General features: G+C 54.4%; 18 protein-coding genes. 12 read left to right on the top strand and 6 right to left on the bottom strand.

Annotation, left to right across the window (positions count from 1 at the left end):
• Positions 1-35 precede the first annotated feature (35 nt).
• The 4 genes from VLV32_06915 to VLV32_06930 form a co-directional block, all read right to left on the bottom strand.
• The gene (locus VLV32_06915; protein ID HUL41617.1) at positions 36-260 is read right to left on the bottom strand and encodes a hypothetical protein; all 225 of its coding nucleotides are present in this window, start codon (positions 258-260) and stop codon (positions 36-38) included.
• A gap of 127 nt (positions 261-387) precedes the next feature.
• Positions 388-891: a hypothetical protein gene (locus VLV32_06920; protein ID HUL41618.1), complete on the bottom strand. Its 504-nt coding sequence runs from the start codon at positions 889-891 to the stop codon at positions 388-390.
• Between the two features lie 358 nt (positions 892-1,249).
• Complete coding sequence (locus tag VLV32_06925; protein HUL41619.1) at positions 1,250-1,690, bottom strand: cupin domain-containing protein; 441 nt, start codon at positions 1,688-1,690, stop codon at positions 1,250-1,252.
• Positions 1,690-1,947: a hypothetical protein gene (locus VLV32_06930; protein HUL41620.1), complete on the bottom strand. Its 258-nt coding sequence runs from the start codon at positions 1,945-1,947 to the stop codon at positions 1,690-1,692. The genes VLV32_06925 and VLV32_06930 overlap by 1 nt, the downstream gene beginning before the upstream one ends.
• 165 nt (positions 1,948-2,112) lie before the next feature.
• Between VLV32_06930 and VLV32_06935 the strand changes: the two genes are divergently transcribed.
• The gene (locus tag VLV32_06935; protein HUL41621.1) at positions 2,113-2,580 is read left to right on the top strand and encodes a peroxiredoxin; all 468 of its coding nucleotides are present in this window, start codon (positions 2,113-2,115) and stop codon (positions 2,578-2,580) included.
• Positions 2,581-2,764: 184 nt separating this feature from the next.
• Here the strand turns inward: VLV32_06935 and mutS are convergent, their stop codons facing one another.
• Together mutS and VLV32_06945 are read right to left on the bottom strand one after the other, a co-directional pair.
• Positions 2,765-5,359, bottom strand: a complete 2,595-nt coding sequence (gene mutS / locus VLV32_06940) for a DNA mismatch repair protein MutS (protein HUL41622.1) — start codon at positions 5,357-5,359, stop codon at positions 2,765-2,767.
• 15 nt (positions 5,360-5,374) lie between these two features.
• On the bottom strand, positions 5,375-6,172 hold the full coding sequence (locus VLV32_06945) for an inositol monophosphatase family protein (GenBank protein ID HUL41623.1): 798 nt from the start codon (positions 6,170-6,172) through the stop codon (positions 5,375-5,377).
• A 59-nt stretch (positions 6,173-6,231) separates the two neighbouring features.
• Between VLV32_06945 and VLV32_06950 the strand changes: the two genes are divergently transcribed.
• From VLV32_06950 to VLV32_07000, 11 genes are all read left to right on the top strand, one after another.
• Positions 6,232-6,948 carry an RNA methyltransferase gene (locus VLV32_06950; GenBank protein HUL41624.1) on the top strand — a complete coding sequence of 239 codons (717 nt, stop codon included), beginning with the start codon at positions 6,232-6,234 and terminating at the stop codon, positions 6,946-6,948.
• A gap of 59 nt (positions 6,949-7,007) precedes the next feature.
• A complete protein-coding gene (cysE, locus tag VLV32_06955) occupies positions 7,008-7,760 on the top strand; it encodes a serine O-acetyltransferase (GenBank protein HUL41625.1) in 753 nt (250 codons plus the stop codon).
• Positions 7,761-7,825: 65 nt separating this feature from the next.
• Positions 7,826-8,299, top strand: a complete 474-nt coding sequence (iscR, locus tag VLV32_06960) for a Fe-S cluster assembly transcriptional regulator IscR (GenBank protein HUL41626.1) — start codon at positions 7,826-7,828, stop codon at positions 8,297-8,299.
• Positions 8,296-9,453, top strand: coding sequence for a cysteine desulfurase family protein (locus tag VLV32_06965; protein ID HUL41627.1), 1,158 nt, complete (start codon positions 8,296-8,298; stop codon positions 9,451-9,453). The genes iscR and VLV32_06965 overlap by 4 nt, the downstream gene beginning before the upstream one ends.
• A gap of 34 nt (positions 9,454-9,487) precedes the next feature.
• Complete coding sequence (gene iscA / locus VLV32_06970; protein HUL41628.1) at positions 9,488-9,811, top strand: iron-sulfur cluster assembly protein IscA; 324 nt, start codon at positions 9,488-9,490, stop codon at positions 9,809-9,811.
• A 139-nt stretch (positions 9,812-9,950) separates the two neighbouring features.
• Entirely contained in the window at positions 9,951-11,387 is a 1,437-nt protein-coding gene (gene sufB / locus VLV32_06975; GenBank protein HUL41629.1) for a Fe-S cluster assembly protein SufB, read from the top strand.
• 14 nt (positions 11,388-11,401) lie between these two features.
• Positions 11,402-12,169 (top strand): Fe-S cluster assembly ATPase SufC, encoded by a 768-nt coding sequence (sufC, locus tag VLV32_06980; protein ID HUL41630.1) that lies wholly within the window; start codon positions 11,402-11,404, stop codon positions 12,167-12,169.
• 8 nt (positions 12,170-12,177) lie between these two features.
• Positions 12,178-13,497, top strand: coding sequence for a Fe-S cluster assembly protein SufD (gene sufD / locus VLV32_06985; GenBank protein HUL41631.1), 1,320 nt, complete (start codon positions 12,178-12,180; stop codon positions 13,495-13,497).
• Positions 13,494-14,756: a cysteine desulfurase gene (locus tag VLV32_06990; GenBank protein ID HUL41632.1), complete on the top strand. Its 1,263-nt coding sequence runs from the start codon at positions 13,494-13,496 to the stop codon at positions 14,754-14,756. Before sufD ends, VLV32_06990 begins: the two co-directional genes overlap by 4 nt.
• A 139-nt stretch (positions 14,757-14,895) precedes the next feature.
• A complete protein-coding gene (locus VLV32_06995; protein ID HUL41633.1) occupies positions 14,896-15,384 on the top strand; it encodes an SUF system NifU family Fe-S cluster assembly protein in 489 nt (162 codons plus the stop codon).
• A gap of 12 nt (positions 15,385-15,396) precedes the next feature.
• Complete coding sequence (locus VLV32_07000; protein HUL41634.1) at positions 15,397-15,957, top strand: NifU family protein; 561 nt, start codon at positions 15,397-15,399, stop codon at positions 15,955-15,957.
• Positions 15,958-16,000 lie beyond the last annotated feature (43 nt).

The raw sequence follows: 16,000 nt of genomic DNA on the forward strand, positions 1-16,000 counted from the left end.
GCGCGAACGCCGGCTTTTGTCGCACTACTGAGAAATTACTTCTTTTCTTCGGGTTTCTTCTCTTCGGCGCTGGCGGGTTCAGCCGGTTTTGCCATTTCAGCGTTCGGAGCCGGAGCGGGCGCCGGCGCTGCGGCAGGCGCAGGAGCCGGAGCAGGCGCAGGAGCCATTGCTGGCGCGGGAGCGGTTGCGGGTTCTTCTTTTTTGCCGCAAGCAGTCAAACCCAATACTAGCAAGGCGGCAACAAGGAGTAAGCGTTTCATGTAATAACATCCTCTAATATATAAAATTTACGATAACAGCAACGGGTCGTCGGTGCGTACCTGGACAACGGTAAGCAACCAACGCGCGCATTCTAGCACATTCGAATTTTCTCGGAAAATCGTTACCTTATCCGCGGAGTCCGAGCTTGGTCGCGGATAACGCGGGATGCGACGCTTCCCATATTTGCTCAAACCGATTAATGAATTCGTGCGCGCCATTTAAATCGTTAAGCGCCAGCAATCCCCGGCTTGTGGTGTAATGGAATCGGTGCACGTAGTGACTTTCGTCCGCCACAGTAAACGGGTCGTATACTTGTTTGGCGTCCTCCAGCGTTTCGTGGATGGCGATGCAGTGGCTGAACTGTCTTAACAACGACAGCATGCGCGGGCAGCCGGTGATCAGATAACGCGTGTCGTGCAAAACAATACGTAGGCGGTTGATGCGGTTTGCAAGCAGGAAGCTGCGCAACAACTCACAGCGCTTTGAGGAATTGAAAGCGCTGCTTACCTGATTGTCGAAAATGCGGATGTTGCGGCTCGCCCGGGCGATTACCAGGTCGGTCGCGGCTTCGTAATCCGCCCCACTTTCGATTTTCTGGTATTGCGGTGAGGTCTCGATAATGCTTTCCATTAGAATTCCTGAACAGTCTAGGGCAGGCCACCAATCTTAATATAGCCCGCCTGATACCATCGGTAAAGTAAACGTCCCGTTTCTTGGTCGAACGCGGTACGGCACTTAGTTTCACCCCTGTCGGCAAGCCGTGACAACGAAGCCGACGCGCGTTGTCCGGTTCGGTGCGCTTCGCCATTTATAAATAGCAAATCGCGGCGGAACAGCATTTGGCTTTTCGGGTCAAGATGTATGCCTTACGTCTGGCATTTGCGGGAAAAGCGCTTGCTTGAAAGCGGCCGGGACGGCAGCTCAAATATCAGGTGCGGTTTTGGTTGGTGAGAAACTTCCCGAGAAAAAGTTCGACATCGCGTTTTGCTCAACGTACGCGGCCAAGCTTTCGAATTAGCTGTTGCAATATCGCGTCGCTGATTTGTGCAGGGTGCCGCTGCGGGCTAAGCCCGGGATCGCGGTACCTTTCCTTGACGCTCAGGTGATCTTCGAGAAACATCAGGAACTGGACGGCGAGCTCCTGAGCAGAAGGCGCCCGGAAACCGACGGAATAAGTCATGCAATAATCAAGTGCCACTCCGTTATGAGCGCAATGCGGAGGCGAATAGAGCACGTCTCCGGGATTGAGCACCCACTCCCGCTCGGGCTTGAAGTTTTTCAAAATCTTGAAAGGTGCGCCTTCGACGACCTGTAAATCTTTCTGCCTGCTTATTTGCCAAAGTGGCTGCCCGCTGCCTTGCAGCAGAAACACATCGTAACAGTCGATATGCGCGCCGACCCCGCCGCCCGGTGGAGCATAGCCGATCATTATGTCGTCCAGCCTGGCGCACGGCAAAAATCGAAACTCAGCAACAGGCGCTGTGCCCGCGGGTACACATGGTTGACTCCCTGGACCAGCAAAGACCATTTACTTGTTCCCAGACCGCGCAGGTATCGCGCGTGGAACGGCCCATGACGTACTTGCCAGAAGTTGCGCTTTTGCAAAACCAGATGCGACTGCACGTCATCGCGGCACGCCAGCTCAAATAGTTGCCGGCTGGTGAGCAGGTCGCGGGATGCAGGCAATGCGTTGCGAATGACCAGCGGTTTTTTGCCAATAATGTTTTAGGAATTTTCGCGGTGACACGCCGCCGAAAAGAGTTTTTTCACCTGTGCACGTTACCGTGGAGTGTAAAGTATTTCAAGGTGAGTGAAATCGGTTAAAATTGCGGTTGAAATTTAGGAGTATCTATGTTGCAAGCAGGACAAGCGGCACCCGAATTCGACTTACCCGATGCTGACATGCAAATGGTCGGCCTTTCTAGGTTTAAAAACAAAAACAACGTGGTGCTGTATTTTTATCCGAAAGACGATACGCCCGGGTGCACCATCGAAGCGATCGAATTCAGCGACTTGGACGATGAATTCGCCCATATAGACACCATTGTCCTTGGTGTAAGTATGGACGACTGCTTAAGCCACGGCTCCTTTCGCGACAAGCACGGACTTAGCGTACAGTTGCTGGCCGACACCGACGGGGAGGTATGCCGAAAATACGGTGTGTTACAGGAAAAAAAAGTGGATGGCAAGAAAAAAACCGGTATCCTGCGTTCAACCTTCATCATCGACAAATACGGCATCCTGCGACATGTCTTTTACAGCGTAACCGCCCGTGGTCATGCCGAGGAAGTATTGAATCTGATTAAAAAGCTTAAATAAAAATCAAAAGCAGGACAATGGCTTCAACCGCCTGTGCACTGATAGACGCCAACGCCAGGTTTCCGGAAAGTTTTTAGGTATCAACAAGCGGCTTGCGCAGCGGTTGTCAGCGTCAAAGGAGCGCTTTCCGCGGGAAGATATCGAGCGCGGCCAAGGTCACTACCCGGACAGGCGTTGCCCCCGATCATGGTTTTTGATCAAGTTCCTGTTTTAGACGGTAGATGAACTCCAGAGCCTGTTTCGGGCTCAGTTGATCCGGGTCGGTTGCTTTTAGTAGCTGCAGCATCGGATGTTGCGTCACAGCGGGATTTGTTTGCGGCTGCGCTGCGAACAAGTCGTTCTGTGGATCCCTGGTTATGCCCTCCTGCTCGAGTTTCATCAGATGTTTCCTTGCCGCGCGAAGAACCGGTTGTGGCACTCCGGCGAGCTGCGCTACCTGCAAGCCGTAGCTTTGATTCGCAGGTCCGTCTTCGACTGCGTGCAGAAAAACGATGTGATCGTGGTGCTCGATGGCGTCGAGATGCACGTTGGCGACTTGAGAATGGCTCTCGGCGAGGTGAGTGAGTTCGAAATAATGAGTAGCGAAGAGGGTAAGTGAACCATTTTTTTCGAGCAAATGTCCGGCAATTGCCCACGCGAGCGCAAGGCCGTCAAAGGTCGACGTTCCGCGCCCGATTTCATCTACAAGCACCAGGCTGCGCTCGGTGGCGTGATGCAAAATGTTTGCTGCTTCGGTCATCTCGACCATGAACGTGGATCGACCGCCCGCAAGATCATCGGAACTGCCTATTCGGGTGAAAATCTGGTCCAGCGGCCCAATCACCGCATTTTTTGCGGGGACGAAGGAACCGCAGTGCGCAAGCAGCACGATCAACGCGATTTGCCGCATGTAGGTCGATTTGCCCCCCATATTGGGGCCGGTGATAAGAAGCATCTGGCGAGTGGACGATAAATCAGTGCCGTTGGCGATGAAATGCTCGAGTTGCCTTTCCACTACTGGGTGCCGTCCTTCTTCAATATGGATTCCGGATTCGTCGTTGAATTGCGGCGAAACGTAATTGAGGCTCGCCGCTCGCTCGGCAAATGTGGCGAGCACATCCAGCTCGGCAATCGCTGCCGCGGCGTTCTTAAGTGACGGGATGTAGGAGGCCAGCCCGTCCAAGAGTTTTTCGTACAACAGTTTCTCTCGCGCCGAGGCCCGCTCCGCCGCGGACAAGGCCTTATCTTCAAATGCTTTCAGCTCGGGGGTAATGAACCGTTCGGCGTTTTTCATGGTCTGGCGCCGCCGGTAATCAGCGGGAACGCGCTCGGCCTGGACGCGTGATACCTCGATATAAAAGCCATGAATCTTGTTGTATTCCACTTTAAGCGTGCTCAAGCCTGTGCGGCTCCTCTCGCGCGCTTCGAGTTGCATCAGAAATTCGCCGCAATGGTTCTGAACGGCTCGTAACTCATCCAGTTCGGCATCAAATCCACTTGCCATAACACCACCTTCGCGCAACAGCGCTGCAGGTTCCTCCTGTAGCGCCCGCTGCAAAAGCGTTATAAGCGCTTCGGGTAGGGTGAGTGCCGTCGAGAGTTCGCTAAGCCTGGGACTGGCTACCGTGTCCAATGTCCGCTGCAACGACGGCAGCTGAATTAAACTATCGCGCAATCCCGAAAGGTCGCGCGGGCGGGCTGTTTTCAGCGCGATGCGTGACGAAATGCGCTCGATATCGCTGCAGTGCATGAGTCCTTTGTGAATTGCGCGATACGCGCCCATACCCCCATCGCCGAACAGTGAGGACACCGCCTGCAGGCGAAAATTAAGCGAATCGTGATTGCGCAGAGGATGATGCAGCCAGTGGCGCAGCAAGCGGCTGCCCATGCCGGTTGCGCATGTGTCAAGCAACGAGAGCAGTGTCGGCGCCGGATCACCACGCAGGGTTTCCGAAATTTCCAAATTGCGGCGGGTTGCTGCATCCATGCGCACAAAGGCATCGTGGTCCTCGACCTGCAACGCAGTAATATTGGTAATCGCAGTGCCTTGAGTGGATATGGCATATTCGAGCAGTGCGCCCGCCGCAGCTATTGCCGCGCGCAAGCCCTGGCAACCGAAGCCGCTCAAGTCGTGTGTGCGAAACTGCTTGCACAGATTTCGGGTAGCCGTGTCGAAATCGAATTGCCATTGCGCAAGGTGTTTGACAGCGCAGTGACGGTTCTCGAGCAGCGGATGAATATAATTCTCGGGCAACAGGATTTCCGCAGGCTGTAGGCGTTCCAGCTCGGAGCCAAGCTGGTCCGCCGGGATTTCCAGAACGCGCATACTGCCTGCAGAAAGGCTGAGCCACGCCAGACCCAAGGTGGGCTGCTGCGGAGCGACTGCAAGCAATATGCTGTCACGTTTTTCATCGAGCAATCCGGAGTCGGTGAGCGTGCCAGGGGTGATGACGCGGGTGACTTTGCGCTCCACCGGTCCTTTGAACTGAGCGGGTTCGCCGATTTGCTCGCAGATCGCTATCGATTCTCCCAGCTTGATAAGCTTAGTCAGGTATTGATCAACCGAATGGTACGGGACCCCGGCCATTTTCACGGGTTGACCATTGGACTCGCCGCGGCTTGTTAGTGTTATGTCCAATACGCGGGCTGCTTTTTCAGCGTCGTCATAAAACATCTCGTAAAAATCCCCCATGCGGTAGAAAACCAGCATGTCCGGGTATGCCGACTTGATTCGCAGGTACTGCTGCATCACGGGCGTGTGCCCGCTTGGTTTGGTTTTTTGTATCAGCTGCTCGCCCATGGAGAAAAAATTGCGTTATTTTCTCAGCGCGGGCGTCAAATGCGGCGCCAATATCTTGATGAGCTGGGCAAATATCTTCGGATTGCCTCCGACCACGTTGCCGCTTTCAAGATAGCCGTCATCACCTTCGAAATCGGCAATCAGGCCGCCTGCTTCCTGGATCAGCAGGTTCCCCGCAGCGATGTCCCAGGGGCTCAAGCCGATTTCCCAGAAGCCGTCCAACCTGCCCGCGGCGACATATGCCAGATCGAGCGCGGCGGCGCCGGCTCTGCGGACACCGGAAGTGTTTTTGACCATGTCGCGGAACATTGCCAGATAGCTGTCGAGATGCTTCAACTGTCGGAACGGGAAGCCGGTGCCAATAAGCGCTTCGCCGAGCCTGATGCGTTTGCTTACTCGCAGACGGCGGTCATTAAGATAGGCGCCGCGCCCGCGCGTGGCGGTAAACAACTCATTGCGTCCGGGGTCATACACGACCCCCAGCAGGAGCGTTCCCTTGTGTGAAAGGGCGATCGATACCGCGTATTGCGGAAATCCGTGCAGGAAATTAGTGGTACCGTCGAGCGGATCGATGATCCATAGGTATTCGGACTCGCCCTGAGTTCCGCTCTCTTCTGCTAGAATCGCGTGCGCGGGATAGGCATCCTTTAGCACTTTGATAATAGCCTGTTCTGCCGCGCGGTCCACATCGCTTACGAAATCATTAAAGGATTTGGGCGTTACCGTGAGCACGTCGAGATTGAGCGACGCACGGTTAATGATGCCTCCTGCGCGGCGCGCGGCCTTCACTGCAATGTTGAGCATGGGATGCATAGCCGGCAACCAGAATTCGAATCTTGAAATTACGGATACGCGAAGAGCGTCATTCTAATATGAACCCGGAAAACCCGCTTGATAACGTTCGCGTCGTGTTGAATCAGCCCAGCCATCCCGGGAACATTGGGGCCAGCGCGCGCGCCATGAAGACCATGGGTTTGAAATCATTGGTCTTGGTGAGTCCCAAACGCTTTCCTGATCATGAGGCCGAGGTTCTTGCTTCCAACGCAGTTGACGTATTGAGTGAAGCGCGCGTTTGCACATCGCTCGATGAGGCACTCGCAGATACTGTGTTGGCCGCCGCACTGAGCGCGCGTCCCCGCGAGCTTTCACACGCTGCGTATTGCCCGAGGAAAGCGGCGAGCATTTTGCTGCAACAGGCCAGGCGAGACCCGGTGGCCCTGGTGTTCGGCGGCGAAAAATCCGGGTTAAGCAACGAGCAAATCATCAAATGCCAGTTGCTGGTGCATATTCCAGCAAATCCCAGCTATGCCGCGCTAAATCTGGCGGCGGCAGTACAGGTGATGTGTTACGAACTGCGTTTGGCGTTGGAAGACCGCGACGTGCAGGAATACGAATTTGAAGCGGCGACCTTTGAGGAAACCGAAATGCTCTACCGGCATCTCGAAAAAGTTTTGGTGGAGGCGGGATTTTTGAAACTGGAGCAACCCAAACGGCTTATGGAAAGGTTGCGCAGGCTGTTTGCTCGAACCCGGCTGGAAAGAGATGAGGTTAATATCCTCAGGGGGATTCTGCGGGTTTTTGAGAAATAGTTGATTAATTTACTAGGTTATAGCAAACTCATGCTTCTTAAGGTGAATCGGACATAAAAATGTTTCAGAAGATCAAGGAAGACATTGCGGTGGTATTTGACCGCGACCCCGCGGCGCGTACACCGTGGGAAGTGGTTACCTGCTATCCCGGATTTCATGCGCTGCTGATTCACAGGTTTTCCCATTGGCTGTGGTTCGCGGGTTTCAAATGGCTGGGACGGCTGGTTTCTCATTGTGCGCGATGGATCACCGGCATAGAAATTCACCCAGGGGCGAGCATCGGTAGGCGCGTTTTTATCGATCACGGCATGGGGATCGTCATCGGAGAGACATCGGAAATCGGCGACGATTGCACCTTGTATCACGGAGTCACGCTTGGCGGGACGTCCTGGAACAAGGGCAAGCGTCATCCGACCTTGGGCAAAGGGGTAGTGATCGGCGCGGGAGCCAAGATTCTGGGGCCTATATTGGTCGGTGATGGCGCCAAGATCGGTTCCAACGCGGTAGTGGTAAAAGACGTTCCGGCCGGTGCCACTGCGATCGGCATACCTGCACGCATCGTGGATACCGACCACGACGCTGCGCGGGTGAAGACGGCTGAAAAATTGGGTTTTTCCGCTTACGCTCTGAGCCGCGACGAGAACGACCCGGTAGCGCAGGCGATCCACGGTCTGCTCGACCATACCGTGAACATAGACCAACGCATCGAGGCCATTGTGCGGCAGCTGGAAAAGCTTGGCGCAAAAGTCGAGGACGAGCGGGCGACTGCGGATAAATTCGACCCAAACTATTTGAATAAAATAGTGGACTAGGGAACTCGGGCATTGTAAACTTGACTAAATTGATCAGGTATTTTTAACGGCCTAAAGGTGGGCCCATGCGACTAACGACTAAAGGACGTTTTGCGGTAACCGCGATGATTGACCTGGCAATGCATCACAGCAGCGGGCCGGTAACATTGTCCGAAATCAGCGAGCGGCAGAAGATTTCACTTTCTTATCTCGAACAGCTATTCGGCAAGCTGCGCCGGCATAACTTGGTGGACAGCGTACGGGGTCCGGGCGGGGGTTATTGCTTGGCGAAGAGCGTCGACCGGATTTCAGTGGCCGACATTATCCTTGCAGTGGACGAACCGATTGATGCCACTCAATGCGGTGGCAAGGAAAACTGTCGCGATGATCAAAAATGTCTGACCCATGACTTGTGGGCCGCGTTGAATGACCGCATCTTCGATTACCTGCAATCGGTTACGCTTTCGCAGCTGGTAACTGACCAGAAAGAAGACAGTGTCAAGGTACTCCGCGACCAGCGCGCGAGCAGCAAAAAGGACGAATCGGCGGTATCGGCATGACACGCATGGGCCTTCCCGTTTATTTTGATCACAATGCCACTACGCCACTCGACGCACGGGTACTGGAGGCGATGCTGCCGTATTTAAAAACAAATTACGGTAATGCCTCAAGCCGCCACGAGTACGGGACGCAGGCGAGAAAGGCAGTGAACCGCGCGCGCGCGCAGGTCGCTGCGGCAGTGGGGGTTGAACCCGTGCAAGTCGTGTTTGGCAGCGGAGGGACCGAGGCCAACAATACCTTCATCAAGGGCGCCGCAGCGCAGCTTAATCCTTCGCAAATAGCGGTGAGCGCAATCGAGCATCCCTGTATTGGCAAGCCGGCGCAGGAATTGACACGGCTAGGTTGGAAATTGCGCAAGCTGGCGGTGGATAGCGAGGGCAGGGTTGATCTTGCCGACGTGAAAGCGGCGCTTGCACACCCAACGGGCATAGTGTCAGTGATGCTAGCCAACAATGAAACCGGCGTGATCCAAGATGTGGCCGCAGTGGCCGACGTAGCACGACGGCAGAATGCGTGGGTGCATACTGATGCAGTGCAGGCTCTTGGAAAAATCGCCGTGGATTTCAGCGCGCTCAACGTGCATGCGATGACAATTTCTGCGCATAAAATCTACGGTCCCAAAGGCGCCGCCGCGCTGATTTTGGACAAGCGCCTCGAGGTGAAACCGCTGCTGTCGGGCGGCGGGCATGAGAGAGGCATGCGTTCAGGAACTGAAAACGTTCCCGCCATCGTCGGATTTGGCGTAGCGTGCGAACTGGCGCAAAATCGCCTGCAAAAATTTGCGTCTGAATTGCAACTCATGCGCGACCGTCTGGAACAAGGTTTGACGAGCATGGGCGCCCGGATATTCGGCGGCAATGCGCGGCGATTGCCCAATACCAGCTATTTTGCGTTTCCCCGGGTAGGCGGAGAAACTTTGGTAATTGAGCTTGACAGGGCCGGCTACGCGGTGGCAAGCGGCTCCGCGTGCTCGAGCGTAAGCCATGATCCCAGTCCGACTTTGCTTGCCATGGGGGTAGCGCCCGAAATTGCGGAAGGCGCGGTGCGGGTTAGCCTCGGCAAAGACAACGAGATGCGCGAAATCGTGGAATTTCTCCAAGCAATTAGTATGGTCTTAAGCCGGTTGCAACGGCTCGCGGCGGTTGCGGTCTGAATGATAAAACGTGTTGCGAGGAAGACGGGAAAACATGGCTATCACATTGACTGAAAACGCGGCTAAGCACATAAAAAAGGTTCTGGCAAAACGCGGAACGGGCGTCGGTTTGCGTCTTGGCGTGAAGAAAGTCGGTTGTTCGGGTTTGGCGTACACCTTCGATTACGCCGACGCGGTCGGTGAACGCGACCATCTTTTCGAATCGCACGACGCTAAAATAGTGGTGGACGCGGATAGCTTGCCTTATCTCGACGGCGCAGTGCTCGACTTTGTTAAGGAGGGTTTCAAAGAAACCTTTAAATTCGATAATCCCAACGTCAAAGAGCAGTGCGGATGCGGTGAAAGCTTCAGCGTTTAATGCATCCATCACTTAAAGCAGGTCCGCAGTCTACTAGCTAGCGAGGAGGGCAAAGTTGACTAATTTGCTCGGGTATTATAAACTAATACTTGAGTAATTGACTCGGGATTTAAGAACTGTAAAATCAGGAACTAAGCTAATGAGTGCAATGTTAGAAAAGCTGATCAACCAGCCCTATAAACACGGGTTCGTGACTTCAATCGCGGAAGACGTCATCGCCAAAGGACTCAGCGAAGACGTGATTCGTATGATTTCCAAGAAGAAAAATGAGCCGGACTGGATGCTGGAATTCAGGCTCAACGCCTACCGTCATTGGCTAACCATGCGCGAGCCGCGCTGGGCGAATGTGCGTTATTCGACAATCGATTACCAGGACATCATTTATTATGCCGCGCCCAAGCCCAAGAAAAAACTTGCAAGCATGGACGAAGTTGATCCCGAATTGCGGCGTACCTTCGAAAAACTTGGCGTTCCATTGCACGAACAGAAGGCACTCGCCGGCGTGGCGGTTGATGTGGTGTTTGATAGCGTATCCGTTACTACGACGTACAAGAAGAAACTTGCAGAGCTTGGGATTATTTTCTGTTCCTTTTCGGAAGCAGTGCAAGAGCACCCGGAGTTGGTGAAGAAATATCTCGGCAGCGTGGTACCTCCGACCGATAATTTTTTTGCTTCGCTTAACTCAGCGGTGTTCACGGATGGTTCATTCTGCTTTATACCGAAGGGTACGAAGTGTCCGATGGATCTGAGTACCTACTTCCGTATCAATACTCAGGATTCGGGGCAATTTGAACGTACCCTAATCATTGCCGAAGAAGGCGCGTCGGTTTCGTACCTCGAAGGCTGTACCGCTCCCAAATTCGACACCAATCAACTGCACGCCGCGGTGGTGGAATTGATTGCGCTTGATAACGCCGAAATCAAGTATTCGACCGTGCAAAACTGGTATACGGGCGATGAGAACGGCGTTGGAGGAATTTACAACTTTGTGACCAAGCGCGGTTTGTGCAAGGGTGTCAATTCGAAAATTTCCTGGACCCAAGTGGAAACCGGTTCGGCGATTACCTGGAAATATCCTTCGTGTGTTTTACTGGGGGATAACTCCATAGGCGAGTTTTATTCGGTGGCGCTAACCAATCACAAACAGCAAGCGGACACGGGAACCAAAATGACGCATATCGGCAGGAACACCAGGAGCCGCATTATCAGCAAGGGCATTTCGGCCGGGCGTTCGATCAACAGTTACCGAGGCCAGGTGAAAATCGGACCGCGGGCGCAAAACGCTCGCAACTACTCGCAGTGTGATTCCATGCTTTTGGGTAGCGCCTGCAGCGCCAATACATTTCCTTATATCGACGTGCAGAACAATTCTGGGAAAGTGGAGCACGAAGCATCCACTTCGAAAATCGGCGAAGACCAATTGTTCTACTTCGCGCAGCGCGGCATCGGCGCGGAAGCAGCCGTTACCACTATCATCAACGGTTTTTGCAAGGATGTGTTCAACCAGCTGCCGATGGAATTCGCCGTCGAAGCCACTAAATTACTTGGTCTCAAGCTGGAAGGAAGCGTGGGATGAGCAAGAACACGGTTCTGCTTGAAGTCCGAAATTTGTCCGCCCAGGTCGCCGGCAAAGAGATTCTTAAAGGAATTGATCTCACTGTGGAAACCGGCGAAGTGCACGCCATCATGGGACCGAATGGCTCCGGGAAAAGCACTTTTGCCAAGGTGCTGGCAGGGCACGCCGATTACACGGTGACCGGAGGCGAAGTGCTGTATCAGGGAAAAAATCTCCTGGATATGCCCCCGGAAGCACGCTCGCGAGCGGGAGTGTTTCTCGCGTTCCAGTATCCGGTCGAAATCCCGGGGGTGAGCAACAGCGCTTTCCTGCGCTTGGCGTACAACACGATGCAGGCCGCGCGCGGCGGCGAAGAACTTGACCCTCTGGAATTTGACGACTTTGTGAGGGAAAAAATCAAGCTCGTGGGAATGGATCCAAGTTTTCTCGACCGCAGCGTCAATGCAGGATTTTCGGGGGGCGAGAAAAAACGCAACGAGATCGTACAAATGGCGGTACTCGACCCCAAGCTTGCCGTGCTTGATGAGACTGATTCAGGGCTCGATATTGACGCTTTGAAAATTGTGGCGAGCGGTGTGAACCACCTCATGAGGCCGGAAAATGCGATTATCGTGGTAACGCATTACCAGCGCCTGCTGAACTATATCGTGCCCGACTACGTGCATGTCATGGAAAGCGGGCAAATTGTCAAGACCGGCGGCAAGGACCTTGCGTCGGAACTCGAGAAGCGCGGCTACGATTGGGTACGCGCCGAATTCGACGCGACCCGAGCCGCAGCCTGAGTGTAGCTATGGAACTCGTCACTCGCGGCGCGAAAGACCGCTTTTTCGAGAGCCTGTTACTTGGGCAACCTGCGGCCAGCCCGCTTGGCTGGCTGAATCAAATTCGCAGTGCGGCGACGGAACGCGCCAATGCGCTCACCGTTCCCAGCACGCGGGACGAAGACTGGCGCTTTACCGATCCCTCACCGCTGTTTAAATTTTCATTCCAGCCGGCGCGTGGCATGTCGCGGCTTGCGCAAGCAGACATTCAGCGCTTTGTCATTCCCGAAGCTTCTTCCGACCGCTTGGTTTTTATCGATGGCGTGTATGCGGCAGGGCTTTCCACACACTGCGGTCACGAACACGGAATTCAGGTAACGAGCCTGGAGCAAGGTCTGTCATCGCACGGCGAAATGTTGCAGCAGCATCTTGCGCGCCATGCCGAATTTCAAAACGATGTATTTTGCGCGCTCAACACCAGCTTTTTGCGCGATGGCGCATTGATCGTGATCGACGCGGATGTTGTGCACCCCACCCCCATACATTTGCTGTTTATCGCGACCAAAGCGGAAGCCGTGGTTTACCCGCGTTTACTGGCGGTGGCCGAGCCCGGGAGTGGATGCACGCTGGTCGAGCAATATATTAGCGTTGCAGAAGACGTTTATTTTAATAATGCAGTGGCTGAGATCATTATCGGCGAACGTGCCCGCGTCCAGCACATCAAGCTGCAGCACGAGAGCCGTGCCGCCTTTCATATCGCGCAATGCGCGGTAACGCTGGCGCGGGATTCTGAATACTATTCCGATACCGTCACTTTAGGCGCGCGGTTTTCGCGACATAACCTGTGTGTGTTGCAGAGCGCAGAAGGCGGGCGCTGTTCGCTCGACGGGCTTGCTCTGATTTCAGGCCGTCAACTTGCGGACACGCATACATTTATGGACCACGCAAAGCCCGCCGGCTACAGCCGCCAGCTGCACAAGTGTATTGTGGATGATGCCGGGCACGCGGTGTTCAACGGCAAAGTTTTGGTGCGCGAAGGTGCGCAGCGTTCGGATTCGGCACAATCCAGCCGCAACTTGCTGCTTTCGGAAAAGGCACATGTGGATACTAAACCGCAGCTGGAAATTTTCGCAGACGATGTGAAATGTACTCACGGGGCAACGGTGGGGCAACTTGATGCCGACGAAGTGTTTTATCTTAGAAGTCGCGGACTGGATGAGAGAGGTGCGCGCAGCCTTTTGACATACGCTTTTGCGGCGGAGATCATAGACAAAATTCCGGTCGCTTCGTTGGCACGGCAATTGCGGCACACGGCGATGGAAAAAATACAGTTAAGAGACAGATTATGAACAAGGCCAGCTCCGTACTGAGTGAAAAAATGGTCGCCGCGTCGCTGGACGTGGCGCATATCCGATCGGAGTTCCCGATTCTTGCGCGGCTTATAAACGGCAAGCCACTGGTATATCTGGACAACGCAGCGAGCAGCCAGATGCCGCAGCCCGTTATCGACCGCTTGGTACGGTATCAGACCCAGGAGCACGCCAACATCCACCGTGCGGTGCACACCCTGAGCGAGCACGCCACGGCGGAATACGAAGAAGCGCGGCGCAAGGCGCAGCGCTTTATCAACGCGAAGGACGAACACGAAATCATCTTTACGCGCGGCACTACCGAAAGCATCAATCTGGTGATGCAGGGCTATGGCCGCGCCTTCATCCAAGCCGGCGATGAGATTATCCTCACGGAACTCGAGCACCATTCCAACATTGTGCCGTGGCAGATGCTGTGTGAAGAAAAAGGAGCGAAGCTGCGCGTCGCACCGATCAGCGATACAGGCGAAATTCTGCTGGATGAATATCAGAAGCTGTTTAACGAACGCAGCAAATTCGCGGCGCTTTCGCATGTTTCAAATGCTCTGGGCACGGTCAATCCGGTGCGCGAAATGATTGCTACTGCGCATCAGCGAGGTGTTCCGGTGCTGCTTGACGGAGCGCAGGCAGCGCCGCATCTCAAAATTGATGTGCAGGCGCTCGATTGCGATTTTTACGCTTTTTCCGGCCATAAAATATGCGGGCCGACAGGCATCGGCGTGCTTTACGGCAAGCGCGCGCTATTAGAGAAAATGCGGCCTTTCCAGGGTGGCGGCGACATGATATTGAGCGTCACCTTCGAAAAAACCACCTACAATTCTGTTCCCTTCAAGTTCGAGGCCGGCACTCCGCCGATCGCTGCCACAATCGGCATGGGCTCGGCCATGGATTATCTTAGCAGCATTGGCTTCGAACGCATCGGCGGGCACGAGACCGATTTGCTCAACTACGCAACGCAACAAATCGGCCTGATGCAAGGCGTGCGAATTATCGGGACTGCAAAGCATAAGGCAGCGGTGCTGTCTTTCATGGTTGAAGGCGTGCATCCGCACGATGTAGGCACAATATTGAATGAAGACGGGATTGCGATTCGCACCGGTCATCACTGCGCGCAACCGGTAATGCGGCGCTTTGGGGTACCGGCCACCGCGCGCGCTTCGTTCGCGTTTTACAATACTTTTGAAGAGGTAGATGCGCTGGTTGCGGGCATTAAAAAGGTGCAAAGGATGTTTGCATAATGCAAAACTGCGGATTTTGTCTTGATACGTCGTTGCGGCTCGTTTCCGGTGCTCACATGCTTAAATATGCATGCTCCGCTGCTCAACTTCGCCGCGCCTTCTCTCAAGTCAAACTTCTTGTTTTGCTTAGGGCCTGATTATGACTGATGTTAAAAACTTATATCAGGAAGTTATCCTGGACCATAACAGGAAGCCGCGCAACTTCGGCACGTTGGACAATCCAAGCCACACGGCCGAAGGATTGAATCCGTTGTGCGGCGATCACATTTTCGTTTCGTTGCGCGTTCGCGGCGACACGGTTGAAGACATCGCTTTCCGCGGTGAAGGCTGTGCCATTTGCAAGGCGTCTACCTCGATGATGACTGCCAGCGTAAAGGGAAAAACCGTGGAACAGGCGCAGACGATAGTGCAGGAATTCCGCGACATGGCGACCGGCAAGCTGGATGTGAAAAAACAACCGAATCACCTCGGGCGGCTTGCAGTGTTTGAAGGAGTGAAAGACCTGCCCTCAAGGGTAAAATGCGCGATTCTCCCCTGGCATACCTTGCACGCAGCCTTGCATTCAGTTCCGACGACGACGACCGAAAACGAAGAAGAGCCGATGAAAGCCGCCGGGGTCAGCATATAACAGAGAATTGCCATGCCCAAAATAGCGGAGATCGAAAGCACCCCCAATCCCAACGCCATGAAATTTATCTTGCGCGAGCCGCTTACGTACGGAGTGACGCGCTCTTATGACAGCGCGGCGCAAGCCAAAGATGACCCGCTCGCTGCGGCGCTATTTGCCATTCCCCATGTTACCAATGTTTTTTATGTCGACCAATGGCTTACCGTAACCCAGGATGGACAGGCGAATTGGCAGGAACTGCTGAAACAGCTTGCCGTGCCGATCCGCACTGCGAGCGCTGAAGCCCAGTTACATTCCCAGGCTGCGCCTGCCGAAAATGAAGCGGGTGTGGCCCTGAGCATTGAGGACACACTGCGGCTGGCGCAAATCAACGAGCTTCTCGATCAGCAAATCCGGCCTTATCTCCAGGGTGACGGCGGTGACCTCAAGGTGCTGAAACTGGAAGGCAACACGCTTACCATTCATTATCAGGGCGCGTGCGGCAGTTGCCCGACTTCACTCGCTGGCACCTTGTCCGCAGTGGAAAATTTGGTGCGGACCATTGATCCCGATATACAGCTGGTGGCGGTTTAATGGCGGAATGGGTTGCCGTGTCGCGGGTTGACGAATTGCTTCC

The organism is Burkholderiales bacterium, assembly GCA_035518095.1.
Classification (GTDB): Bacteria; Pseudomonadota; Gammaproteobacteria; order Burkholderiales; family JAHFRG01; genus JAHFRG01.